Origin of the sequence: Acinetobacter suaedae (assembly GCF_008630915.1) — a bacterium.
Taxonomy (GTDB): domain Bacteria; phylum Pseudomonadota; class Gammaproteobacteria; order Pseudomonadales; family Moraxellaceae; genus Acinetobacter; species Acinetobacter suaedae.
In genome coordinates this window covers 14,727-39,017 of sequence record NZ_CP043909.1, presented here as the reverse complement: position 1 = coordinate 39,017, position 24,291 = coordinate 14,727, and the positions used below count along the sequence as shown (strand labels likewise).

15 protein-coding genes, 2 tRNA genes, 3 rRNA genes and 1 pseudogene are annotated in these 24,291 nt (G+C 43.3%); 5 read left to right on the top strand and 16 right to left on the bottom strand.

The window, feature by feature from the left end:
- Positions 1-58: 58 nt before the first annotated feature.
- Entirely contained in the window at positions 59-1,354 is a 1,296-nt protein-coding gene (locus F2A31_RS00165) for a solute carrier family 23 protein (protein ID WP_150024602.1), read from the top strand.
- A gap of 103 nt (positions 1,355-1,457) precedes the next feature.
- Positions 1,458-2,348 (top strand): LysR family transcriptional regulator, encoded by an 891-nt coding sequence (locus tag F2A31_RS00160; RefSeq protein ID WP_150024600.1) that lies wholly within the window; start codon positions 1,458-1,460, stop codon positions 2,346-2,348.
- Positions 2,349-2,355: 7 nt separating this feature from the next.
- On the opposite strand, the pseudogene F2A31_RS00155 reads toward F2A31_RS00160, so the two are convergent.
- The 3 genes and pseudogenes from F2A31_RS00155 to ilvD all read right to left on the bottom strand — a co-directional run bounded on the left by F2A31_RS00155 (position 2,356) and on the right by ilvD (position 6,446).
- Positions 2,356-3,086 (bottom strand): annotated as a pseudogene (locus F2A31_RS00155) (sulfite exporter TauE/SafE family protein).
- A gap of 79 nt (positions 3,087-3,165) precedes the next feature.
- Complete coding sequence (locus F2A31_RS00150) at positions 3,166-4,455, bottom strand: hypothetical protein (protein WP_150024598.1); 1,290 nt, start codon at positions 4,453-4,455, stop codon at positions 3,166-3,168.
- Positions 4,456-4,616: 161 nt separating this feature from the next.
- A complete protein-coding gene (gene ilvD, locus F2A31_RS00145) occupies positions 4,617-6,446 on the bottom strand; it encodes a dihydroxy-acid dehydratase (protein WP_150024596.1) in 1,830 nt (609 codons plus the stop codon).
- A 212-nt stretch (positions 6,447-6,658) separates the two neighbouring features.
- Here ilvD and fmt point away from each other — a divergent pair, with 212 nt between their 5' ends.
- Both fmt and rsmB read left to right on the top strand, forming a co-directional pair.
- Complete coding sequence (gene fmt / locus F2A31_RS00140; protein WP_150024594.1) at positions 6,659-7,621, top strand: methionyl-tRNA formyltransferase; 963 nt, start codon at positions 6,659-6,661, stop codon at positions 7,619-7,621.
- On the top strand, positions 7,618-8,925 hold the full coding sequence (rsmB, locus tag F2A31_RS00135; RefSeq protein WP_150024592.1) for a 16S rRNA (cytosine(967)-C(5))-methyltransferase RsmB: 1,308 nt from the start codon (positions 7,618-7,620) through the stop codon (positions 8,923-8,925). Before fmt ends, rsmB begins: the two co-directional genes overlap by 4 nt.
- Before the next feature lie 59 nt (positions 8,926-8,984).
- On the opposite strand, the gene F2A31_RS00130 is transcribed toward rsmB, so the two are convergent.
- The 4 genes from F2A31_RS00130 to F2A31_RS00110 all read right to left on the bottom strand — a co-directional run bounded on the left by F2A31_RS00130 (position 8,985) and on the right by F2A31_RS00110 (position 12,975).
- Positions 8,985-9,101, bottom strand: a complete 117-nt coding sequence (locus F2A31_RS00130) for a methionine/alanine import family NSS transporter small subunit (protein ID WP_005087409.1) — start codon at positions 9,099-9,101, stop codon at positions 8,985-8,987.
- A 9-nt stretch (positions 9,102-9,110) separates the two neighbouring features.
- Positions 9,111-10,589: a sodium-dependent transporter gene (locus F2A31_RS00125; RefSeq protein WP_150024590.1), complete on the bottom strand. Its 1,479-nt coding sequence runs from the start codon at positions 10,587-10,589 to the stop codon at positions 9,111-9,113.
- A gap of 368 nt (positions 10,590-10,957) precedes the next feature.
- Positions 10,958-11,530, bottom strand: coding sequence for a DUF1287 domain-containing protein (locus tag F2A31_RS00115; protein WP_150024588.1), 573 nt, complete (start codon positions 11,528-11,530; stop codon positions 10,958-10,960).
- Positions 11,527-12,975 carry an aldehyde dehydrogenase family protein gene (locus tag F2A31_RS00110; protein WP_150024586.1) on the bottom strand — a complete coding sequence of 483 codons (1,449 nt, stop codon included), beginning with the start codon at positions 12,973-12,975 and terminating at the stop codon, positions 11,527-11,529. The genes F2A31_RS00115 and F2A31_RS00110 overlap by 4 nt, the downstream gene beginning before the upstream one ends.
- Positions 12,976-13,105: 130 nt before the next feature.
- Between F2A31_RS00110 and F2A31_RS00105 the strand changes: the two genes are divergently transcribed.
- On the top strand, positions 13,106-13,801 hold the full coding sequence (locus tag F2A31_RS00105) for a TIGR04219 family outer membrane beta-barrel protein (protein WP_150024584.1): 696 nt from the start codon (positions 13,106-13,108) through the stop codon (positions 13,799-13,801).
- A gap of 49 nt (positions 13,802-13,850) precedes the next feature.
- On the opposite strand, the gene F2A31_RS00100 is transcribed toward F2A31_RS00105, so the two are convergent.
- From F2A31_RS00100 to tyrS, 9 genes are all read right to left on the bottom strand, one after another.
- Positions 13,851-15,626, bottom strand: a complete 1,776-nt coding sequence (locus tag F2A31_RS00100; RefSeq protein WP_005087418.1) for an SLC13 family permease — start codon at positions 15,624-15,626, stop codon at positions 13,851-13,853.
- A 397-nt stretch (positions 15,627-16,023) separates the two neighbouring features.
- Complete coding sequence (locus F2A31_RS00095; protein ID WP_150024582.1) at positions 16,024-16,587, bottom strand: DUF4256 domain-containing protein; 564 nt, start codon at positions 16,585-16,587, stop codon at positions 16,024-16,026.
- Between the two features lie 47 nt (positions 16,588-16,634).
- Positions 16,635-17,033 carry a putative signal transducing protein gene (locus tag F2A31_RS00090; protein ID WP_150024580.1) on the bottom strand — a complete coding sequence of 133 codons (399 nt, stop codon included), beginning with the start codon at positions 17,031-17,033 and terminating at the stop codon, positions 16,635-16,637.
- 95 nt (positions 17,034-17,128) lie between these two features.
- Positions 17,129-17,243 (bottom strand): 5S ribosomal RNA (gene rrf / locus F2A31_RS00085).
- A gap of 241 nt (positions 17,244-17,484) precedes the next feature.
- Positions 17,485-20,376: ribosomal RNA gene (locus F2A31_RS00080) — 23S ribosomal RNA — on the bottom strand.
- A gap of 330 nt (positions 20,377-20,706) precedes the next feature.
- Positions 20,707-20,782: transfer RNA gene (locus F2A31_RS00075), tRNA-Ala, on the bottom strand.
- A 71-nt stretch (positions 20,783-20,853) separates the two neighbouring features.
- Positions 20,854-20,930 (bottom strand) — tRNA-Ile (locus F2A31_RS00070).
- 59 nt (positions 20,931-20,989) lie between these two features.
- A 16S ribosomal RNA gene (locus F2A31_RS00065) occupies positions 20,990-22,526 on the bottom strand.
- The 16S, 23S and 5S rRNA genes sit together here with 2 tRNA genes alongside, the layout of an rRNA operon.
- Before the next feature lie 506 nt (positions 22,527-23,032).
- Complete coding sequence (gene tyrS, locus F2A31_RS00060; RefSeq protein WP_150024578.1) at positions 23,033-24,265, bottom strand: tyrosine--tRNA ligase; 1,233 nt, start codon at positions 24,263-24,265, stop codon at positions 23,033-23,035.
- Between the last annotated feature and the right edge of the window lie 26 nt (positions 24,266-24,291).

Genomic DNA, 24,291 nt, shown 5'->3' with positions numbered 1-24,291 from the left:
AAAGCTGGTTTTAATAAAGAGTATGATACGCGCTGATATCACATCATGAGTCTAATTTATGTCCAGTTGGTTTCCAAAATGGCAACCGTATCAGGGAAAGATTGATCATCGCCCTGTTGCGACCAATGAATATTTACCGCCCTTACAAAGTGCGGTGCTAGGGGTTCAACACGCATTTGCAATGTTCGGAGCAACGGTATTGGCACCGTTACTTATGGGCTTTAGCCCAAATCTGGCCATTCTCATGTCAGGGATTTGTACCATCCTGTTTTTCTTCATGACGGGTGGACGTGTTCCCAGCTATTTAGGCTCAAGCTTTGCTTTTATTGGTGTAGTCGCAGCCGCAACAGGACACATTACGGGCTCAGGAGCGAATCCCAATTTATCGGTCGCTTTGGGAGGCATCATTGCATGTGGTGTACTGTATACACTGATTGGTTTTGCGGTGATGCTGACAGGAACACGTTGGATTGAAAAATTAATGCCACCTGTAGTAACAGGTGCTGTGGTGATGATTATCGGTTTAAATCTCGCACCAGTCACCATTAAAAGCGTTGCAGGACAACCCTTTGAAATGTGGATGGCATTGATCACAGTCTTGAGTATGGGGCTGATTGCTGTCTTTACTAAAGGCTTATTACAGCGTTTACTCCTACTCGTCGGTTTGTTGGTTGCTTATGCAATTTATGCGATTGCCACCAATGTTTTGGGACTCGGCAAAGCCATTGATTTCTCACAAATCGCAACAGCACCTTGGTTTGGTATTCCAAGTTTTTCACATCCGACCTTTGAGTTGAATGCAATGTTGATCATTGCCCCAGTTGCCTTAATTTTAGTCGCTGAAAATCTAGGTCATATCAAAGCTGTCGGTGCGATGACTGGAGAAAATCTTACGCCTCATCTAGGTAAAGCCTTCGTTGCTGATGGGGTTGCAACCACCTTATCAGGGAGTGTCGGTGCACCAGGTATGACCACCTACGGCGAAAATATTGGGGTCATGGCTGTAACGCGTGTTTATTCCACCATTATTTTTGTCATCGCTGGCGTATTCGCGATTTTCCTCGGGCTTTCGCCTAAGTTTGGTGCCGTAATCAGTACCATTCCAACTGCCGTATTGACGGGTGCTTCAATCGTGGTATTTGGTTTGATTACCATTGCTGGGGCCAAAATCTGGATCGAAAATAAGGTTGATTTCTCCAATAATAAAAATCTAATTGTTGCCTCTGTGACCGTGATTCTTGGTGCAGGAAACTTTGAATTACTGTTCGGTAGCTTTAATTTAGGCGGAATTGGTACAGCTACTTTCGCAGCCATTTTATTAAACTTATTGTTTAGCATAAAAGATAAAAACTAAACTTCAAGGCAGCGCTAAGCTGCCTTTTTTATTCATATCATTATCCCGCTATCTTGCATTAATCTAAGGTATGATGAGTTTTTAACTTTCAATACATTCGCTCATGCGTTTTGATTTTTTTGATTTGCAACTGGTTCTTCATATTGTCAGCACGGGGAGTTTAACCAAAGGTGCTGAACGTTCCTCAATTTCGCTACAAGCCGCCAGTGAACGGATAAAAAAACTGGAACAATATTTTGAAACCCCTTTATTTATTCGGCATACGACAGGGGTTGAGTTGACTACCGCAGGACACGCTTTCGTTGAGCATGCTCAATGTCTTATGTTACAAAAAAATCAATTAGAGCAAGACATGCAACGTTTTCGGGACATCACACCTCAATCCTTGACATTGTGGTGTAATTCTTCTGCACAGAGTGAATATTTACCTACACTTTTACCACAGTACCTTGTACATCATCCCGAAATCAATCTAGACCTGCATGAAGCGGAAAGCTCAGAAATTGTTGATGCGCTCACCCAAGGCATCGCTAAATTAGGTCTAGTGTCCAGTTTTTTTGACACCCGACACTTACAAACCAAAGACTTTGCCAGTGATCCTTTGGTGTTGATTTGTCCGATCTCACATGCTTTAGCACAACATGATCATATCAATCTACTGGATACATTGAACTATAGCTTTATTGGTTTGATGCCACACCACTCTTTGCAGCAATCGATTGACACCCAAGCTAAATTGTTAGGTTTTGACATCCAATATCGTCTACGACTCCCCAACTTTTCTGCGATTGCTGAGGTGGTTACCAAAGGCGTCGGGATTGCCATCATGCCTGCACGTGCTGCACAGCGCTTACATGCAAATTATCATTTTCATTCTGTACAGTTACTCGGTGCATGGGCAAATCGTAAACTGCTTTTGGCAACACAGGACTTCAAGCAACTTCCATTATGTTATCAACAATTTGCAGATTTTTTATTGCAACATCGCCCTTAGAGATCGCTCAATGTAAAAACATATAGCCGCCCAGTGCCACTAAACCCATAAAAAAATACGACGAAACTTCTGTTCATCTAACTGATAACGTATTTTTTTACCAAACCACATCCCAATCAATGCCGCCAATAACGCTAAAATAGACAATCGATAATCTAAGACTACGCCTGACATCGGGTTATGATGTAAAAAAACCGCCAAGCAAATCGTAGAAATGGTAAAAGTAAGCCCAAGTGCTTGTACCAACTCATCCCGTTTAAGCTGTAAGGACTGCAAATACGGCACCACAGGAATAATAATCACCCCTGTTGCCACTGTCACAGCCCCTCCCAGATACCCAATCACAGGAGATAACCAACGTTCATGCGCAGTCAATTGTGGAAGTTTATTCACACATAAACCATAAAGCCCATAAATCGCCAACATACTGCCTAGAAGTAACTCACTACTTTGACCATGACTTTGATTCAATGTGGGTAGAAAACTCCAAACCGAACCAATCACGATCCCGAGCAACAAAGACCAAAAACGGCGAATAAACGCCCACACTTGCCCTTCAGCAAAAAGTTGCCAGATATTAGTGACCATAGAAGGCACGATGAGCAATGCTGCTGCTTGAAATGGACTCATTGCAATGGTGAGCAACCCCATTGAAACCGCGGGTAGACCTAGACCAATCATGCCTTTAATCATGCCCGCAAAGGCAAAAACCAACACGATAATGGCTAAAAAAGTCACTGCTTAACTCCGATCTGTTATCGGAATCATGTTAAGCAAAAACAGAAACTTACCCTATTCTTTATTTTGGAAGGAGGCCTCAATGAGAGCTTGAGGCCATTTTGTATTTTTCTTCGAGTACATTACTTAAAATACTTTCAATCATCCAAACTCGATACAAACTATTAAACACATAGCTTTGCTCATCAATACGTAGCTCTAAAACAGGAAAATCAGGTTGATGTTTCTGCTGACAAAGCTCATCATTTTGCTTTAATAGCAACTCAACATCCTGTTCGGTCAGTTCAACAATCCCCAAATGCCGCTGCATGCGTTGGAAGTGTGCTTTGAAAGAAAGATCTTTACCTCGCGTCCAAACAGCCTCCAAAATTTGATGAATACAATCCACTTGCTCATCTTTCGGCACACTATAGAATAGCTTCGCCATATCATAGGTGGCTTCTTTGGTTGGACGACAAAATGGCGTAAACATCACCTCTGTTCGTTTTGACACACGCGTCGCCAAGCTCCAGTCAAACCAATCACGCCCTTGATAACTCAATGGATAAATCGTGAGCTGAATATTGTAATAATCCGCGAGCTCTTCTTTGATATACGCCAATAATAACCAACTCATTGGATCTTCAAGCGCGATATACAAATCTAATTCAGCATGCATGGCCTGAATTTCTGTTAAGGATTCGGTATCGTTAATTAAATGCTCACGCCATTCGATATGATTAATCAGAAAAATAGGTGTTCCCGTTAATAATTTTTGTTGTTTTAACCGTCGTGTTAAACGCAATAAATCATCAACCGCGTGGTACTTCCGCTCACTCAATTCGAAATAGCTGGCAGCGACAGGAACATCTTTAAAAATCCGCTCAGGATAATCCTGTGGCTTTTGATGTCGACTCGCCATTGCATATAAGGTACGTAGTTTTCCATATTGCTGTTGCCATAACATATGAAAAACATCTTCCAGCAAGTGCAAAAAATTCTGTTCTCTTAACGGTGTATTTCTTAGAATCGTTTCTGCTTGTTGTAATGCTTCTGGACGAGGAATTTCGGGTGTTTCATCAAAGCCAAAACGATGTTGTTTCGCCAAAATCTTAGCGTCATTTAAACAGTAACGCTGCCAGTCCTGTGGTGACATTCCATTTGGTGGTTCAGCATCTTGTTTGGAAATGATGACCTTTAATGGCTTCAGCTCATCACTCAAGATCTCATTCAGTTGAGCCAATTGCTGTACTGCTAGATAGCTATAGACATCGTCTAAACGTAGGTAAATGCTTAAACCCTGCTCCGTAGGTAGTACCGCCTGACGCGAAGGTTTTTGGTAAAACCAACTCGATCGGATAGGATCAAACCAACGACGTAACAAAGACATGTCGATCGCCTCTAATGGTCTCAAATAGATGATGGGTAGGTTGTACTCAGACTTGCAATCAAACAAGTGAGTAAATAAGGCTATTCAGTATCTTATAAAATGAAAAAAAAGTCCCCCTGAGATGCGATTATAGCATCGCAAGTAAGAGGGACTGAGTTGGCTTACAAAACTCGTACTGCACCTTTGGCTGCACTAGTTGAATGCAACGCGTAAATCTTCAATGACTTAGAAACTTTACGTTTACGTTCTTCGGCAGGATGCCAACCTTTTGCCTCTTGAACGGTACGACGATGCGCCATGGTTGCATCATCAACATCGAGGTGAATGGTACGGTTTGGAATATCGATTTGAATAGTATCGCCATCTTCAACCAAACCAATTGCACCACCTTCAGCCGCTTCTGGTGATACGTGACCAATTGACAAACCTGAAGAACCACCTGAGAAACGGCCATCGGTAATCAAGGCACAATCCTTACCTAAGCCTTTCGACTTCAAGTAACTGGTCGGATACAACATTTCTTGCATACCCGGTCCACCACGTGGGCCTTCGTAGCGAATCACAACAATATCACCTGCCACGATTTTATGATCCAAAATCGCTTCCACAGCGGAATCTTGGCTTTCAAAAACACGTGCTGTGCCTGTGAATTTGAGGATTGATTCATCCACACCTGCAGTTTTTACGATACACCCATCTAACGCAATGTTGCCGTAAAGCACTGCCAAGCCACCATCTTTAGAGAAGGCGTGTTCTGCATTACGAATCACACCTTTTTCACGGTCACCATCAAGTGTTGAATAATAACGGTTTTGCGAGAATGCTACTTGCGTTGGAATGCCACCCGGTGAAGAGCGGTAGAACTCATATACATCCGCATCTTCAGTGCGAATAATATCCCATTTGTCTAAAGCATCTTTGAGGGTTTTTTCATGTACAGTTGGGCATGAGGTATTCAATAAATTGGCACGATCAAGCTCACCTAAGATCGCCATGATGCCACCTGCACGGTGCACATCTTCCATATGCACATCTGATTTTGCAGGGGCAACTTTAGATAATACAGGTACCTGACGAGATAAACGGTCGATATCATCCATGGTGAAATCCACTTCTGCTTCGTGTGCAGCAGCAAGTAAATGTAATACCGTATTGGTTGATCCACCCATTGCAATATCAAGCGTCATCGCATTTTCAAACGCAGCTTTGGTTGCAATCGAACGTGGCAAAATGCTGTCATCATTCTGTTCATAATAACGTTTCGCCAGTTCAACCACTAGGCGACCTGCTTTCAAGAACAATTTTTCACGATTGGCGTGGGTTGCCACGATGGAACCATTACCTGGAAGCGATAAACCTAATGCTTCTGTTAAACAGTTCATTGAGTTCGCGGTAAACATACCTGAGCATGAACCACAGGTTGGACATGCAGAGCGTTCGAACGCTGCGACTTCTTCATCGGTATAGCTTTCGTCTGCCGCAACTACCATCGCATCGACAAGGTCAATCGCCTTCTCATCGCCACGGAATTTAACTTTACCCGCTTCCATTGGGCCGCCAGATACGAACACCACTGGAATGTTCAAACGCATCGCTGCCATCAACATGCCCGGTGTGATCTTGTCACAGTTCGAGATACATACCATTGCATCGGCACAGTGTGCATTGACCATGTATTCCACTGAGTCCGCGATCAAATCACGCGAAGGCAATGAATACAACATGCCGTCATGACCCATCGCAATGCCATCATCAACAGCAATGGTGTTAAATTCTTTTGCAACACCACCCGATGCTTCAATTTCTCGTGCAACCAGTTGCCCTAGATCTTTAAGATGCACGTGCCCTGGAACAAATTGGGTAAATGAGTTGACCACCGCAATAATTGGTTTGCCAAAATCTTCATCTTTCATACCTGTCGCACGCCATAAACCGCGCGCGCCAGCCATATTTCTTCCATGTGTTGATGTTTTCGAACGATAATCAGGCATTTTGTATTCCCAACAAGTTTGTGCTCGAGATGAATGGGACATTCTTCTCTGGCGAAATGATACTGAGCTAAACCCATCATACTACAAGTTATCGCTTAACTGATGACCACAGAACCTATCTTTTTTTGCTCAAAAGCAATTCATTCCACTCAATTAGGGGCTATGGGCTTTTTGGCTTATAATTTGCGGTAAGTTTTCTTTGGATTATCTTCGTGAAAATCATTTTTGCTGGTACGCCTGAATTTGCGGCAACCGCATTAGCGGCATTATTAAAAACATCACACCAGATTATTGCGGTTTATACTCAGCCTGATCGTAAATCAGGACGTGGGCAAAAACTAACACCCTCTCCTGTAAAGCAACTCGCACTTGAACATGGCTTACCTGTTTTTCAACCCCTGCATTTTAAAGCATCGACTGAAGAAGGTTTAGCGGCACAACAAGAGTTGGCAGCGTTAGGCGCGGATGTCATGGTGGTCGCTGCTTACGGTTTAATCTTGCCACAAACCGTATTAGATACACCCAAATACGGTTGCTTAAATATTCACGGCTCTCTGTTACCTCGTTGGCGTGGTGCTGCACCGATTCAACGTGCCATTGCCACTGGTGACGATGAAACAGGGATTACCATCATGCAAATGGCAGCAGGCTTGGACACTGGCGATATGATGTATAAAACCTATTGCCCAATCACTGCAGCAGATACATCTGCAACATTGCATGACAAACTGGCAACGCAAGGTGCTGAAGCGATTTGTACCGTGCTTGAATCAGAACAAAGCCTACAGGACTTCATTGCCAAACGTGAAGTGCAAGATGAAACACACACTGTTTACGCACACAAATTAGTCAAAACAGAAGCACGCATCGACTGGACACAAACCGCACTCCAAATCGACCGCAATATTCGTGCATTCAATCCTTGGCCTGTGGCTTTTATCCAACTGGATGAAAATAATGCCTTACGTGTTTGGGGATCAATGCTCTCTCAACATAGCAAAGCAGATGCACAAATCGGTGAAATCTTGGCGATTGATAAACAAGGTGTACATGTCGCTTGCGGTGAAAACAGTGTAGTGTGCTTAACCAGTTTACAATGGTCAGGGGGTAAAGCACTTAATCCTGTACAAATTGCCCAAACACAAAAATTGAATATTGGACAAATTCTCCCATGAACCCATCAAATCAATCATCTGCAAAAAATTTGAATCTGCGTGCGCAGGTGATCAAAACACTTTTGGCTGTTCAAAATGGGCAATCTTTGTCTTCCGTTTTGAATCAACATATCAATATGGTGTCTGAACGTGACCGAGGTTTATATCACGAGCTTACTTTAGGTTGTTTACGCCAATGGTATTCTTTAAAAGCCATTACCTTACCATTGCTCACAAAACCGTTAGACAATGAAGCCCTAGAAAGTTGTTTATATCTTGGTTTATATCAAATTTTATGTACACGTATTCCTGTACATGCTGCAATTTCAGAAACGGTAAATGCTGCTAAGCAACTCGGTTTCGAGCCAATGAGTGGTTTGGTCAATGCGATTCTGCGCCGTGTTTCACGTGAAACAGCTGAATTTGAAACAGCTTTGAATAATACGCATGGTTTACCAAGTTGGTTATTCAAACGACTCAAAAAAGATTGGCCTGAGCAAGTAGGGCCACTCTGCCAAGCTTTAAAACAAGTCGCGCCACTCACCCTGCGCGTCAATGAACGCCAAGTCAGTCGTGACGAATATCTAGATATTTTGGATGAAGAGCAAATCGATGCTCGTGAATGCGAATTTTCTGATGTCGGTATTGTTCTTAGGCAAACTGGCAATATAACGCTTTTACCAGGTTTCGAAGCAGGCGGATTTTCAGTTCAGGATGAACATGCACAGTTATGTGCCACCCTGTTACCCGATTTAGATGGCAAAGTTGTGGTCGATGCGTGTGCTGCGCCAGGGGGTAAAACCGCACATATTCTAGAACGGTTTAATCCTAAAAAGCTGATTGCGATCGACCAAGACCCTAAACGTATTGTTCGTATTGGTGAGAACCTAGAGCGCTTGGCTTTAAATCTAGATAATGTTGAGATTTTAGTTGCCGATGCCACCACGTGGCAGGCGCAAGAACCTGTCGATTGCATCGTGCTGGATGCGCCATGTTCTGCAACAGGTGTCATTCGTCGTCATCCAGACATTCGCCTACTCAGACAATCTACTGACATTGCACAAACGGTTGCGTTACAACAACAAATTTTGCAACAGATGTGGCAACAGCTTAAAGTCGGCGGCACACTGCTCTACATCACCTGCTCGATTTTAAAAGCCGAAAATGAACAGCAGATGATCAAATTCTTTGCTGAACATCCAAATGCCAAAGAGATTAAAATCGCTGCGGATTGGGGCATTGAGCAAATACATGGTCGTCAGCTTTTACCTTCTGATCAATCAGGTGATGGTTTTTATTATTGTCGTATCCAGAAGATTGCCTAACACAAACAAGAAAGCCATACATTGATGTATGGCTTTCTGAATTATGAACAACGCATGATTTATACGCTATCATCCTTTTGTTCAGGATGACGCATTAGATGTATAATCGAGAGCGCTAATCCGCCCCACAATAATGTGATTGCAACGATCATCATGATTAAAGCTGAACTATTCATCCTAATCTCCTAGCGATTCTTTAAGCTGCTCATAAACAGCGCACCGATTGCACAGAACAAGATACAACCCCACCCAAACCAAAGCTGTAAGCTCATTGCATAATCACCATAACCTTTTTGCAATAAAGCACTTAATGCAAGACCCAGTGTTGAAATCAAAACAACAGGAGTCACGATGGTTAACGTCAGTTCCCAAACTGGGCCCAGTTGCACCGTTGAAACACGATTAACATGCTGCTCCAATTGTTTCATCAATGAGCGCTTGAACCATGACACCATGATGATTGACACTAATGCACCAGAAACAATACCCAAGTTATTGATAAAGTGATCAATAATATCGACAAGCTTAATCGCATTGGCACTTGAGAATAAGAAGATCGAAACAGCACCTGTACCACCACCAATGATCGTAACGGCTTTTGCACGACTCCAACTCAACTTGTCCTGCATCGCAGAAATCGGCACCTGTAAGATACTCACCATCGAGGATACGCCCGCTACAAACAGCGAGGCAAAGAACAAGATACCAAACAACTCAGCCCCTGCACCCAAGCTTGAAATAATCTTTGGAAATGCAATAAATGCTAAGCCAATCCCACCACTCACAACATCCTGAACGCTAGTCCCTGCTGCGTGTGCCATAAAGCCTAAAGCCGCGAAGACACCAATACCCGCTAAGATTTCAAACGATGAGTTGGCAAAACCGATCACTAAGCCTGAGCCAGTTAAATTGGTTTTTGGCTTCAGATAAGAGGCATAGGTCACCATGATCCCAAATCCAATCGACAAGGAAAAGAAGATATGACCATAAGCAGCCAACCAAACTTTATAGTTCTTCATCGCTTCCCAGTTTGGGGTGAAGAAGGCATTCAAACCATCTACCGCACCAGGCAAACGTAAAGCCTGAATGACTAAAATACCAAACAGTACCAATAAGATCGGCATGAAAATACGGTTTGCAAGTTCAACCCCTTTTCGCACACCACCATACAAGATGAATAGTACTAAAGCCCACACCGCGATCAACGGCCAAAACAAATGACTGATAAAGGTCATATCAAAGCCAGAGGATTGTGAAGTGGCTAAAAAGTTACTAAAGAAAAAGCTTTCTGGGTCTGTGCCCCAACTTTGACCAAAAGAGAAATAAATATAACTGCCTGCCCACGTCAATACACTGGCGTAATACAAGGCAATCACGATACATACACAAGCTTGCCACCATCCTAAAGGTTCTGCTGGCTTGCTGAGTTGTTGATACGCTTTTGGTGGCGCACCGTTACTACGGTGTCCCACAGCATAGTCTAAAAATAATAACGGTAAACCTGCCGTTAACAACGCAACCAAATAAGGAATTAAGAACGCACCACCGCCGTTCTCATATGCAACATAAGGGAAGCGCCAAATGTTTCCTAATCCGATCGCCGAACCGATTGCGGCAATAATAAAACCTGATCGTGCCGACCAGTGCTCACGAGTATCTGTCATAAAATAACCTAATCCTAAGGCAACTTTTGATGCTGCTGTTATCTGTTTGTTGTACTGCTAGCAAAAAAAGTACCAATGCAAATCCTATTATTGTTTGAACTAGAAAAAACCTTTTGAGTTTTATTTTCTTATATCCAAACCAGCAAAAATTAGAAAATCTTTCCTTAAAAAATTTCGCTAATTTTTGCCCGTTGATGATTGAACAATACCCTTTTTTATTTATTTTTACTGTAAATTCTGCAAAAAAAATCTGCCGTTCATCGCTAATTCCAACACAATTGATTATTTTTCAACTCAATCGAGGAGGTGCCGTTTAAATTTATCAATTGCTCCAAAAATTAAGCCTGTTGATCCTGATATACAAGCATTTAGTTTTTGATTCGATAATGCCCTGTGATCTTATACTGAAATAAAATATCGGATTCTTCTGTACCACGACCGATGTTATGCAAAATTAACGGTGTTTTCTGCAGAAAGCTTTTTTTATCCGAAACAATACCGATGTGTACCAACCCTTTTCCTAAATCCCACGTGACAATATCTCCAGCACGATATTGTTGGTCAGTGACTCGATAACCTTTTCGCTGGAAATAGGTCGCAATGTTGGGCACTCGCCGATGATCGATATTTTTATCAGGTGCTTTGAGTCCCCATTTATTTGGATACAGGCTGAAATGCTTACGCATGTCCTCATGGATCCCTTGTTGTAAATCGATGCCTTGCTGGCGAAGTGCCCGTACGACCACATCTGTACATACGCCTTTAATCAACGGAACATCTCCCATCGGGTACGCTAAACGTGTGTAAGCAGGATCATAATATTTGGTCACACCGATTTGCTTTCTGGCATCGGTTACCAGCTGTTGTGAAGAAAATGCCGATACAGACATCGTCCATGCAAAACAAACTGCTAATAAAATTGATTTCCCCCATCTCATCATAATGTCTCTTTAATCACCAATAAGCGTTCTTCCTGCATATCACGAATTGCTGCATGAATCCCTTCACGCCCCAAACCAGAATCTTTCACACCACCATACGGCATATTGTCAACGCGAAAGGTTGGAACATCATTGATAATCACCCCACCCACATGCAAATGATCCCATGCATACAGCATATGATTTAGGCTTTGGGTATATACTCCTGCTTGTAACCCAAAACGACTCTGATTAATGGTTGCAATGCCCTGCTCAAAGTTTTTAAATTTTTCTAAAATTGCGACGGGACCAAACGCTTCATCTTTATAAATCTCAAGCTTGGCATCAACATTTTCCAGCAATGTAGGTTCCAGTAAAACACCATGCAGATTTCCACCGATCAGTAACTTTGCACCTTTCTTTTCTGCCTTATCAATCCACTTTTTGAGACGCGTTGCTTCCGCTGATTTGATCATTGGACCCACCAATGTAGTGGATAATGTTGGATCATCCGCTTTGATCTTTTTCAGCTTTGCCAAGAGTTTCTTTTTCACTTCAACATAAATATCAGCATGTATTAAGATACGCTGCACACTAATACAAATCTGCCCCGCATGCCCATATGCAGCACCAATCAAACGGTCAATCAAAGCATCATCGACCACCGTATCCGCATCGATGAGTACCGCAGCATTACCTCCTAACTCTAAAGTTACCTTCTTGCGACCTGCACGTGCTTTCATATCCCAACCGACTTGATCAGAACCTGTAAAGCTCAGCAATTTAAAACGGTCATCAGTCACGAGAATATCTGCTGCTTGTCGTTCACAAGGCAATATAGACCAAGCGCCTTTCGGTAAGTCCGTCTCTGCTAGTACTTCGGCAATTTTCAACGCACTAATCGGCGTTAAACTCGCAGGTTTCAGTACGAATGGACAACCCGCAGCAATAGCAGGGGCAATCTTATGTGCAACCAAATTCAGTGGAAAATTAAACGGACTAATGAGAGATACAGCACCAATCGGTACTTGCTTGACCATACCACGATAGCGTGCTGCTGCAGGCGTAACTGCCAAAGGTAACACACGTCCTTCATCGATTTGAGTGACTGCATCTGCCGCCAACTGAAAGGTATTAATCAAACGCTCGACTTCTGCACTCGCTGCATTGCGTGGTTTGCCGCCTTCAGCAATTAAAATTTCGGTCAATTCATCACGTAATTCATTAAATCGCTTCACACAATGCAGTAAGATTTTTTGCTTTTGATACGGTTTTAATGCGGCCATCTCTACTTCAGCTTTGACTGAGGCTACGATTGCTTTTTCTAGCACTTTGTCATCTGCCACAGCAACACGAGCAAAAACCGTCTGCTGATATTTATTCTGAACCTCTAGCCACTGCCCTGTACTTATCGCTTTACCCGCCACGTACAGTGGATAATCCTTCACATTTTCTAAATCTGTCATTGTTATTGTCTCTTTGCAAAAAATTAAAAATAGACTACTGTATCTTTGCCTTGTTCACTATATGATGCGCCCAATCACAGATGAATTCACAACAATTCATTACGCTTTAGATATGAATTAGGACAATACGATGAAAAAATTAAAAATATCAATCTTGGCTTTAGGGACAAGTCTTTGTGGGCTAGCACAAGCGGATGTGATTGGTGTAAAAGCTGATGCAAGCTATTGGTTTTATGATGGAAAAGCCAACATGGCAGCACAAACTGCCGCAAAAGATCAAGACTTGAAAAATAAAAGTTCAGCTCAACTCTCAATCGCAGTTGAACACCCTATCCCTTTACTACCAAATGCTAAAATTCGCTATGTAAATTTAAAATCACAGACTGAAAAAGAAGTTGCGGGCCAACCGATTTATGATCTTGATATCGATCATACCGATTTTATTTTATATTATGAGATCTTAGACAATATCATCGATGCAGATGTTGGTTTAGGTGCAACCACTTTAAATGGCCATGTCAAAACCTTATCTGCAAGCAAAACTGACATTGATAAAACGGTTCCTGTGATCTATGGATCTGCTGGGGTCAAGCTACCATTTACAGGTCTCAGTGCCAAAGGCGAACTGTTATATAGCAACTTCAATGATACCAAGATCACCGATGCGCTAGCCGAGCTACAATATAACTTTATTGATAATCTGCTGGTCGATGTCGGCTTAAAAGCAGGCTATCGAATCTTAGATATTAAATTGGATGACTACAAGAAAAATGATCTTAAATTTGATTTCAAGGGACCTTATATCGGAATCAACATTCACTTCTAACATCTGAATATCACATAAAAAGCCCTGAATCACTCAGGGCTTTTTTTATTTATAGTTGAATTGGAAATACCAACAGCAACAGTATCACCGTAATACACCCGATAAAGATATTCATCGGTAAGCCCACCTTGATAAAATCACTAAAACGATAATTTCCCGGTCCCAATACCATCAAATTGGTTTGATAACCTAGTGGTGTCGCAAAACTTGCCGAAGCTGCCATCATAATCGCGAATACAAACGGAATCGGATTTAAATTCGCCTGTTCCGTAATCGCTAGTACAATCGGCAAAGTCAGCAAAGCGGCTGCGTTATTGGTGATCACTTCAGTTAATAAGGAGACAAAGAAATACGTCAAAATCAGCAATAAAATCGCCTCGCCAGCACTAAAATGCACAATGAATTGTGCCAGCATCTCAGCAACGCCTGTCTTCTCTAAAGCAGTACCTAAAGCAAATGACGCCGCAATAGTTAAAATAACAGTCAAATCTAAACTTTTCTCAGCTTGTTTCACCGTCAAACAACGGCAAGCGAGCATCGCACCTGCGGCTAATAATGCTGCATTTAGCATACTCAACACACCAAAACCTGCCGCAGTTACAGCCGCAAGTAAAATCCCCCAAGACAATAATGCTTTGTCATGTTGCAATGGCTCATGATCTAACTCATTCACCAATAGAAAATCTTTATTGTATTTTTGACGTGTTACAAAGGCAGGACGAGCTTCCAATAGCAGCGTATCACCCGCCTGTAATTTGATGTTACCCAATCCACCTTTTAAACGCTCACCATTACGTGCCACAGCCAATACAACTGCACCATAACGATTACGGAACTTGGAATCACGAATGGCACTCCCAATCGCATCACAATGAGGAGATACCACAGCTTCAACCAATCGACGCCCTGCATGTGTTTCTTCTAAGGCCGATTTTTCATCAATACTATCTGGCGCCACTAAACCATGAATTTTTAACAACTCAGTAATTGCTTCAGTGTCTCCCGCGAAAACTAGACGATCATTGCCAAATAAAATTTCATCTGAAGAAACTGCCGATAAAACTGTTTGTTGACGTTCAATTTCGACCAGATAGACCCGTTTTAAACTTCTGAGACCAGCTGCTGCAACCGACTGCCCCACCAATGGCCCATTCGGGCTTACAATCACTTCTAAAGTAAACTCTCGCAGATTGGAAAATACATTTTGCTCTTGATGATTTGGCAATAACTTGGGTGCAAACCAATACATGATAAACATACCAATGATCGCAACAGGTAAGCCAATAATCGTGATATCAAATATCCCAAAACCAGCTTCGCCTGTAAGCGCTTGGTACTGACCATTAACTACCAAATTAGTACTGGTTCCAATTAACGTAATTGTCCCCCCTAAGATCGCAGTATAACTTAATGGAATCATTAACTTGGAAGGTGCAATCCCAATTTTCTTCGACCAACTATTTAAAGCGGGAATCATCGTGGCAACAACAGGCGTATTATTTAAAAAGGCACTCAGTGGCGCAATTGGCAAAAAGATTCGCAACAGCGCCATACGTTCTGTTTTAGGTGTTCCCAATAACTTATTCACAAAAAGGTCGATGCCACCTGAGTTGGAAATCCCTGCAGCCACCACAAACATCGCAGCCACAGTAATCAAACCTGAATTACTAAAACCAGCCAATGCCTCTTGCGCAGTTAATATGCCCAACACGCTTAATATCGTCAAAATTGCCAACATCACGATATGTGGGGCAATTCTTGAAAAAATCAGCGTAAGCAGTCCTGCTAGTGTCAATGCTAACGATAACCAACCTTCCCAACCCATGAGGCAGTCTTTCCACAACTATATAATTTTCCGAATTTTATATAGTTAAAGTTGATATACAAATGCGATTTACAGCTAACCTTAGCTAAAATTGTGATAAGAAAGCATATCTATATCGATTTATCTGGTAAAAATCACATAATCCAATCGAGAACTTTATGTAAGCCTAAACCTACATTAATCGGGGAGATTGACGAATATACAACGCCTCTGATTCACCTTAATATACAAATCATACAGAGACAGGAAGTCTCATTGAAAATAACAAGACCCACAGGAAGTGGTTGTTTATAGGAAATAAACGACAATAAACTAAATACGAAGAAGCCCCGTCAGGACGATGGGGCTTCTTTTTATATTTGGCTTTTTAAATACTGAATAGTCGATGTTCCTTATTTCAAACTTTTAGACGACTACGAAATCCCCGCGTCGCATAATAAGATTGCGCACCATTATGATAAGTAAATACTCGACCATAACGGCTATCACAAAATATCGCCCCACCTAGTTCCCGAATATTATCAGGTGTTTTTACCCAACTCGATGTCTTTAAATCAAAACCCTCAATAGTTTGCAGTTGTCTATATTGGTCTTCCGTTAATAACTCAACGCCCATTTCTTCAGCGACATCAAGCGCGTTATTTTTGGGTTTATGTTCTTTACGTGCATCTAAGGCAGCTCGATCATAACACAAACTTCTCCGCCCTTTAGGGGACTCAACAGCACAATCATAAAACACAATAGTCGATGTTTTTGAATCAAAGCAAACAACATCGGGTTCACCACCTGTCATTTCCATTTGATTCAAGGACCATAATTTCTTTGGCTGTTGTTTTAATTGATCTGCTACATCCACCCAATCTAGCCCTTGATGTCGATGCATATTTTGCTCAAATCGTTGTTTTAAACTTATCATCAACGTATTGATTTGCTCGGCATTTAAATCTTCTTTTTTCGTCATTTTAATTCTCTAAATATTTACTCTAATAAATTGGAATTAAAGCCTGATTATTTACTCCAAAAATACTGACACTGCTGACATTTATAACCACTTGTATAAGAAAATAGAGGAAAACCTATTAATAAAAATAGCAAATAAGCTGGCTTTTTACCCTTGATATAAACTTCTATATCATAGCTTCCACACTGAGGACAACAGTCTTTCTCTCCTTCAAACTCTTGCTCTAGTAACTCACTAAAATCTTGCGCAAGAATCGTTTTTGCCTCATCTTCATAAGTTTGAGGCACCAGTAAACGCACACCACCTAAAGCATTCGAATAAAGCCAATTCATGTTAATCGTATGTTCATTTTCAATTTGAGCAGGAATGCCAGCAGCTTCTAATTGTGTTTTTGCGATGTGCGCTTCATATGGAAAAGAGAAACTTTTTACGACGATCCAAGTCATTGCAGAAAGCTCTTAAACTAAATAGGTAGTATATATAAAATTCCGCCCAATAAAAAACACCCCCAGCCATTAGGTTGGGGGTGTTTGAATTTAAAAGCTGGCGATGACTTACTCTCACATGGCAAGTGCCACACTACCATCAGCGCGAAGAGGTTTCACTTCTGAGTTCGGGAAGGGATCAGGTGGTTCACTCTTGCTATTGTCGCCAGCAAACTGTTTTGGCTTTGGGTGGTCTTACTTTTAAACTTATTATTAAGTTCATGCCACTTAGTACCGAAAGAGTTATTAACGGATTAGTAGAACATAAAGCATAGCTTTATGTCTTGCGCTCGGGCAAAGATTATTAATCTTTGCTTATCCTCGCTCATGAGTCTGTATTGTAACTAGTTTTAACACTAAATCAAGTTATGTATTGAATTTATCTTGAATACAACAACTGTTTGGGTGTTGTATAGTCAAGCCTCACGAGCAATTAGTATTGGTCAGCTTCACACGTCACCGTGCTTCCACACCCAACCTATCAACGTCCTAGTCTCGAACGGCTCTTTAGAGGAATAAATTCCTAGGGAAATCTTATCTTGAGGTAGGCTTCCCGCTTAGATGCTTTCAGCGGTTATCCCTTCCGAACATAGCTACCCGGCGATGCGACTGGCGTCACAACCGGTACACCAGAGGTTCGTCCACTCTGGTCCTCTCGTACTAGGAGCAGATCCTCTCAAATTTCCAGCGCCCACGGTAGATAGGGACCGAACTGTCTCACGACGTTCTAAACCCAGCTCGCGTACCTCTTTAAATGGCGAACAGCCATACCCTTGGGACCTGCTTCAGCCCCAGGATGAGATGAGCCGACATCGAGGTGCCAAACACCGCCGTCGATATGAACTCTTGGGCGGTATCAGCCTGTTATCCCCAGAGTACCTTTTATCCGTTGAGCGATGGCCCTTCCATACAGAACCACCGGATCACTAAGACCTACTTTCGTACCTGCTCGACTTGTGGGTCTCGCAGTTAAGCGCGCTTTTGCCTTTATACTCTACGCGTGATTTCCGACCACGCTGAGCGCACCTTCGTACTCCTCCGTTACTCTTTAGGAGGAGACCGCCCCAGTCAAACTACCCACCAGACATGGTCCTCGTCCCGGATTACGGGACAGAGTTAGAACCTCAACATTACCAGGGTGGTATTTCAAGGACGGCTCCATTGGAACTAGCGTTCCAACTTCAAAGCCTCCCACCTATCCTACACAAGTAAGGTCAAAGTTCAATGTCAAGCTGCAGTAAAGGTTCACGGGGTCTTTCCGTCTAGCCGCGGGTACACTGCATCTTCACAGCGATTTCGATTTCACTGAGCCTCTGCTGGAGACAGCGCCGCCATCATTATGCCATTCGTGCAGGTCGGAACTTACCCGACAAGGAATTTCGCTACCTTAGGACCGTTATAGTTACGGCCGCCGTTTACTGGGGCTTCGATCAAGAGCTTCGCTTACGCTAACCCCATCAATTAACCTTCCAGCACCGGGCAGGCATCACACCCTATACGTCCACTTTCGTGTTTGCAGAGTGCTATGTTTTTAATAAACAGTTGCAGCGGCCTGGTTTCTGTGGCTGCCAATAGCTCAGGGAGCAAGTCCCATCACCGTCAGCAGCGTACCTTCTCCCGAAGTTACGGTACCATTTTGCCTAGTTCCTTCAGCAGAGTTCTCTCAAGCGCTTTGGTCTACTCGACCTGACCACCTGTGTCGGTTTCGGGTACGATTCCTGTGTAACTGAAGCTTAGAGACTTTTCCTGGAAGCATGGTATCAGCCACTTCACTGTACAAGTACAGCTTGCTATCAGTTCTCAGCATAGAGTACCCCGGATTTGCCTAAGATACATGCCTACAACCTTCCACCTGGACAACCAACGCCAGGCTGACTTAACCTTCTCCGTCCTCTCATCGCATTACACAGAAGTATTGGAATATTAACCAATTTCCCATCGACTACGCCTCTCGGCCTCGCCTTAGGGGTCGACTCACCCAGCCCCGATTAACGTTGGACTGGAACCCTTGGTCTTTCAGCGAACGGGTTTTTCACCCGTTTTGTCGTTACTCACGTCAGCATTCGCACTTCTGATACCTCCAGCATACTTCTCAATACACCTTCATCGGCTTACAGAACGCTCCCCTACCACTTGACTAAAAGTCAAATCCGCAGCTTCGGCACATAGTTTTAGCCCCGTTACATCTTCCGCGCAGGCCGACTCGACTAGTGAGCTATTACGCTTTCTTTAAAGGGTGGCTGCTTCTAAGCCAACCTCCTAGCTGTCTATGCCTTCCCACATCGTTTCCCACTTAACTATGATTTTGGGGCCTTAGCTGGCGGTCTGGATTGTTTTCCTCTTGACTACGGACGTTAGCACCCGCAGTCTGTCTCCCGGATAGTACTCATCGGTATTCGGAGTTTGCATCGGTTTGGTAAGTCGGGATGACCCCCTAGCCGAAACAGTGCTCTACCCCCAATGGTATTCGTCCGAGGCGCTACCTAAATAGCTTTCGGGGAGAACCAGCTATCACCAGGCTTGATTAGCCTTTCACCCCTATCCACAAGTCATCCCCTGGCTTTTCAACGACAGTGGGTTCGGTCCTCCAGTTAGTGTTACCCAACCTTCAACCTGCTCATGGATAGATCGCCTGGTTTCGGGTCTATACCCAGCAACTATACGCCCTATTAAGACTCGATTTCTCTACGGCTCCCCTATGCGGTTAACCTCGCTACTGAATATAAGTCGCTGACCCATTATACAAAAGGTACGCAGTCACACCACGAAGGTGCTCCCACTGCTTGTATGCATGCGGTTTCAGGATCTATTTCACTCCCCTCACAGGGGTTCTTTTCGCCTTTCCCTCACGGTACTGGTTCACTATCGGTCAGTCAGGAGTATTTAGCCTTGGAGGATGGTCCCCCCATATTCAGACAAGGTTTCACGTGCCTCGCCCTACTCGTCATCATTGTGTGTGCCCTTTCGTGTACGGGAATATCACCCTCTACGTTCGCACTTCCCAGAGCGTTCCACTAGAACACACACAACTTAATGGGCTGATCCCCGTTCGCTCGCCGCTACTAAGGGAATCTCAATTGATTTCTTTTCCTAAGGGTACTGAGATGTTTCACTTCCCCTCGTTCGCTTCAATAACCTATGTATTCAGTTATTGATACCCGCCTTTTAGCGGGTGGGTTCCCCCATTCAGATATCTCCGGATCAAAGGATATTTGCCGCCTCCCCGGAGCTTTTCGCAGGCTATCACGTCTTTCATCGCCTCTGACTGCCAAGGCATCCACCACATGCACTTAATTACTTGACTATACAACCCCAAACAGTCGTTAACACATACAAGTGAGTGTTATCGTTGCAAACTTAATTGCTACTGGTTTGTTGTCTGTGAACTTAATCACCATACAGCTTCAATCTAAATTCATATACCAAAACGCTTGATTCAGTGTTTTTGCTAGTTCTCAATTTCATTCTTTCGAATGAATTGAGTGAACAATTTATTTCAGACTCAATTCTACTAATCTGTTAATGATTAACTACAGCCTCGTCAGCTTGCAGTAAACTGTGATAAATCACAGAAGTTAATAAGCGTTTAACTTACTAAGTTCTGTAATCTTTAGCTCGTACTTCGTAAAGTACGTGGTGGAGACTAGGAGAGTCGAACTCCTGACCTCCTGCGTGCAAAGCAGGCGCTCTACCAACTAAGCTAAGTCCCCAGCTTACAATCATCATGAACGATATATCTTTTTATCTAGCAGCTTGTGATTATTCATCACTTCGTCAGTAGTGGTGGGTCTGACAAGACTTGAACTTGTGACCCCACGCTTATCAAGCGTGTGCTCTAACCAACTGAGCTACAGACCCTCAGATACATCTTCGAAGAACAACTTGTTGTGGATTCTTACCAGTCACCAATCTTTCGTTAAGGAGGTGATCCAGCCGCAGGTTCCCCTACGGCTACCTTGTTACGACTTCACCCCAGTCATCGGCCACACCGTGGTAACCGCCCTCTTTGCAGTTAGGCTAGCTACTTCTGGTGCAACAAACTCCCATGGTGTGACGGGCGGTGTGTACAAGGCCCGGGAACGTATTCACCGCGGCATTCTGATCCGCGATTACTAGCGATTCCGACTTCATGGAGTCGAGTTGCAGACTCCAATCCGGACTACGATCGGCTTTTTGAGATTAGCATCCTATCGCTAGGTAGCAACCCTTTGTACCGACCATTGTAGCACGTGTGTAGCCCTGGCCGTAAGGGCCATGATGACTTGACGTCGTCCCCGCCTTCCTCCAGTTTGTCACTGGCAGTATCCTTAAAGTTCCCATCCGAAATGCTGGCAAGTAAGGAAAAGGGTTGCGCTCGTTGCGGGACTTAACCCAACATCTCACGACACGAGCTGACGACAGCCATGCAGCACCTGTATCTAGATTCCCGAAGGCACCAATCCATCTCTGGAAAGTTTCTAGTATGTCAAGGCCAGGTAAGGTTCTTCGCGTTGCATCGAATTAAACCACATGCTCCACCGCTTGTGCGGGCCCCCGTCAATTCATTTGAGTTTTAGTCTTGCGACCGTACTCCCCAGGCGGTCTACTTATCGCGTTAGCTGCGCCACTAAAGCCTCAAAGGCCCCAACGGCTAGTAGACATCGTTTACGGCATGGACTACCAGGGTATCTAATCCTGTTTGCTCCCCATGCTTTCGTACCTCAGCGTCAGTATTAGGCCAGATGGCTGCCTTCGCCATCGGTATTCCTCCAGATCTCTACGCATTTCACCGCTACACCTGGAATTCTACCATCCTCTCCCATACTCTAGCCATCCAGTATCGAATGCAATTCCCAAGTTAAGCTCGGGGATTTCACATTTGACTTAAATGGCCGCCTACGCACGCTTTACGCCCAGTAAATCCGATTAACGCTCGCACCCTCTGTATTACCGCGGCTGCTGGCACAGAGTTAGCCGGTGCTTATTCTGCGAGTAACGTCCACTTATCCAAGATATTAGCTTGGTAAGCCTCCTCCTCGCTTAAAGTGCTTTACAACCATAAGGCCTTCTTCACACACGCGGCATGGCTGGATCAGGGTTCCCCCCATTGTCCAATATTCCCCACTGCTGCCTCCCGTAGGAGTCTGGGCCGTGTCTCAGTCCCAGTGTGGCGGATCATCCTCTCAGACCCGCTACAGATCGTCGCCTTGGTAGGCCTTTACCCCACCAACTAGCTAATCCGACTTAGGCTCATCTATTAGCGCAAGGTCCGAAGATCCCCTGCTTTCTCCCGTAGGACGTATGCGGTATTAGCATTCCTTTCGGAATGTTGTCCCCCACTAATAGGCAGATTCCTAAGCATTACTCACCCGTCCGCCGCTAGGTCCAGTACCGAAGCACCTTCCCCCGCTCGACTTGCATGTGTTAAGCCTGCCGCCAGCGTTCAATCTGAGCCATGATCAAACTCTTCAGTTAAAATCATTTGCACCTTAGTTAAGACAAGGTGCCAATTCTGGCTCATCAATTACTGACTTAATATTCGCTCAAATAAACTTCGAGAAATTTAAACCAATTAATCAATGAAAATATATTCGATCGATCAACCAGTAAAAATCCACACAAGTTGTTCTTCTATTCTCTTAATGATCTTCTCGATGATTCGTCATCATCAAGCTAGGTCGGCTATATTACTCTAAATTTCTTTAAAGTCAACTGGTAATTTAGATATTTTATCAACTTATCAACCACACCAAGAATCTAACCACTTTAAGCCAAATCCTTGTTTATCAACAAGTTTTTATCCGCATCACCGCCGATGGATGTGCATTCTACAGCATTCACATAACAACACAACCCCTTTTCTTCTTATTTCCTTTTGCATGCTTCTTTTTTCTACAAAACTGATGTTTTCGTTGTTTTTATCATCTATTTATGCATAAAAAGCAGGCTCTAGGCCTGCTTTTTATTATTTCTATTTCGATTTAGTCGGTGAAAGTCACACGTGCAATCGCTTTTTTGCCTGACTGAATGATTAAAGTCACGTTCTCTTTTACAGAGAAACTCATATCTACAACATTCCAATCGACTTTAACTGCACCACGTCCTACGGCATCTTTCGCTGATGCTGCATTCGGATTTAAGCCCGCTACACGTAAAATAGTTGCAATAAATAATTCGCCACCAAATTCAGCACGAGAAATGGTGACTTCAGGTGTATCTTCGGGCACTTCACCTTCAGTGATTCGATTCCCTGCACTCTTATGCGCATTTTCTGCCGCTTCAGCATCATGGAAACGTTCAACCAACTCAAGCGCCAAGATACGTTTGATTTCTTGTGGGTTACGACCCGCAGCCATCTCATCAAGCAAAACTTTGATTTCATCAAGTGACTTAAAGCTAAGTAAATCAAAGTAGCGCTCAATCAGGCTATCTGGCATCGACAAGATTTTTTGGTACATAGCACCTGGTGTATCAAATACACCAATATAGTTGCCCAAAGATTTAGACATCTTGTTAACACCATCTAAACCTTCAAGAATCGGCACAGTAATGCACACTTGTGATTCCTGACCATAACGCCCTTGTAAGGTACGACCCATCAACAAGTTAAAGGTCTGGTCTGTTCCGCCTAACTCGACGTCTGCTTCAAGCGCAATCGAGTCATAACCTTGTACCAATGGATAGAGGAACTCGTGAATCGCAATCGGCTGATGATTGCTATATCGCTTAGTGAAATCATCACGCTCTAACATACGTGAAACTGTTTGTTGACTCGCCAATTGAATCAAATCAGCCGCAGATTTTTGATTAAACCATTCTGAGTTAAAGCGAACTTTTGTTTTATTTGGATCTAAGATTTTAAAAACTTGTTCTTGATATGTTTTCGCATTGGCAAGTACTTGTTCTTTTGATAATGGTGGACGTGTTGCACTTTTGCCCGTTGGGTCACCAATCATCGCGGTATAGTCACCAATTAAGAAAGTAACTTCATGACCAAGATCTTGGAAAGTCTTTAACTTATTGATCAGAACCGTATGCCCTAAGTGTAGATCAGGGGCCGTTGGATCAAAACCTGCTTTCACACGCAGTGGACGATTCTCTTTTAATTTCTTCAGCAAATCTTCTTCAGAAATAATCTCATGCGTGCCTCGTTGAATGAGAGCAAGCTGTTCTTCGGCGGGCAAGAAATTTGACATCACAAAACCTAAACACATCAGTTATTCAATTTGTGCGATATACT

Coding starts and splice junctions, on each gene's coding strand:
- F2A31_RS00105 (WP_150024584.1), top strand. CDS start 13,106: ATGAAAAAATTAAAAATATCAATCTTGGCTTTAGGGACAAGTCTTTGT.
- F2A31_RS00115 (WP_150024588.1), bottom strand. CDS start 11,530: ATGATGAGATGGGGGAAATCAATTTTATTAGCAGTTTGTTTTGCATGG.
- F2A31_RS00130 (WP_005087409.1), bottom strand. CDS start 9,101: ATGAATAGTTCAGCTTTAATCATGATGATCGTTGCAATCACATTATTG.
- F2A31_RS00090 (WP_150024580.1), bottom strand. CDS start 17,033: ATGACTTGGATCGTCGTAAAAAGTTTCTCTTTTCCATATGAAGCGCAC.
- F2A31_RS00165 (WP_150024602.1), top strand. CDS start 59: ATGTCCAGTTGGTTTCCAAAATGGCAACCGTATCAGGGAAAGATTGAT.
- F2A31_RS00150 (WP_150024598.1), bottom strand. CDS start 4,455: ATGTCTTTGTTACGTCGTTGGTTTGATCCTATCCGATCGAGTTGGTTT.
- ilvD (WP_150024596.1), bottom strand. CDS start 6,446: ATGCCTGATTATCGTTCGAAAACATCAACACATGGAAGAAATATGGCT.
- tyrS (WP_150024578.1), bottom strand. CDS start 24,265: ATGTGTTTAGGTTTTGTGATGTCAAATTTCTTGCCCGCCGAAGAACAG.
- F2A31_RS00110 (WP_150024586.1), bottom strand. CDS start 12,975: ATGACAGATTTAGAAAATGTGAAGGATTATCCACTGTACGTGGCGGGT.
- F2A31_RS00100 (WP_005087418.1), bottom strand. CDS start 15,626: ATGGGTTGGGAAGGTTGGTTATCGTTAGCATTGACACTAGCAGGACTG.
- rsmB (WP_150024592.1), top strand. CDS start 7,618: ATGAACCCATCAAATCAATCATCTGCAAAAAATTTGAATCTGCGTGCG.
- F2A31_RS00095 (WP_150024582.1), bottom strand. CDS start 16,587: ATGACGAAAAAAGAAGATTTAAATGCCGAGCAAATCAATACGTTGATG.
- F2A31_RS00160 (WP_150024600.1), top strand. CDS start 1,458: ATGCGTTTTGATTTTTTTGATTTGCAACTGGTTCTTCATATTGTCAGC.
- F2A31_RS00125 (WP_150024590.1), bottom strand. CDS start 10,589: ATGACAGATACTCGTGAGCACTGGTCGGCACGATCAGGTTTTATTATT.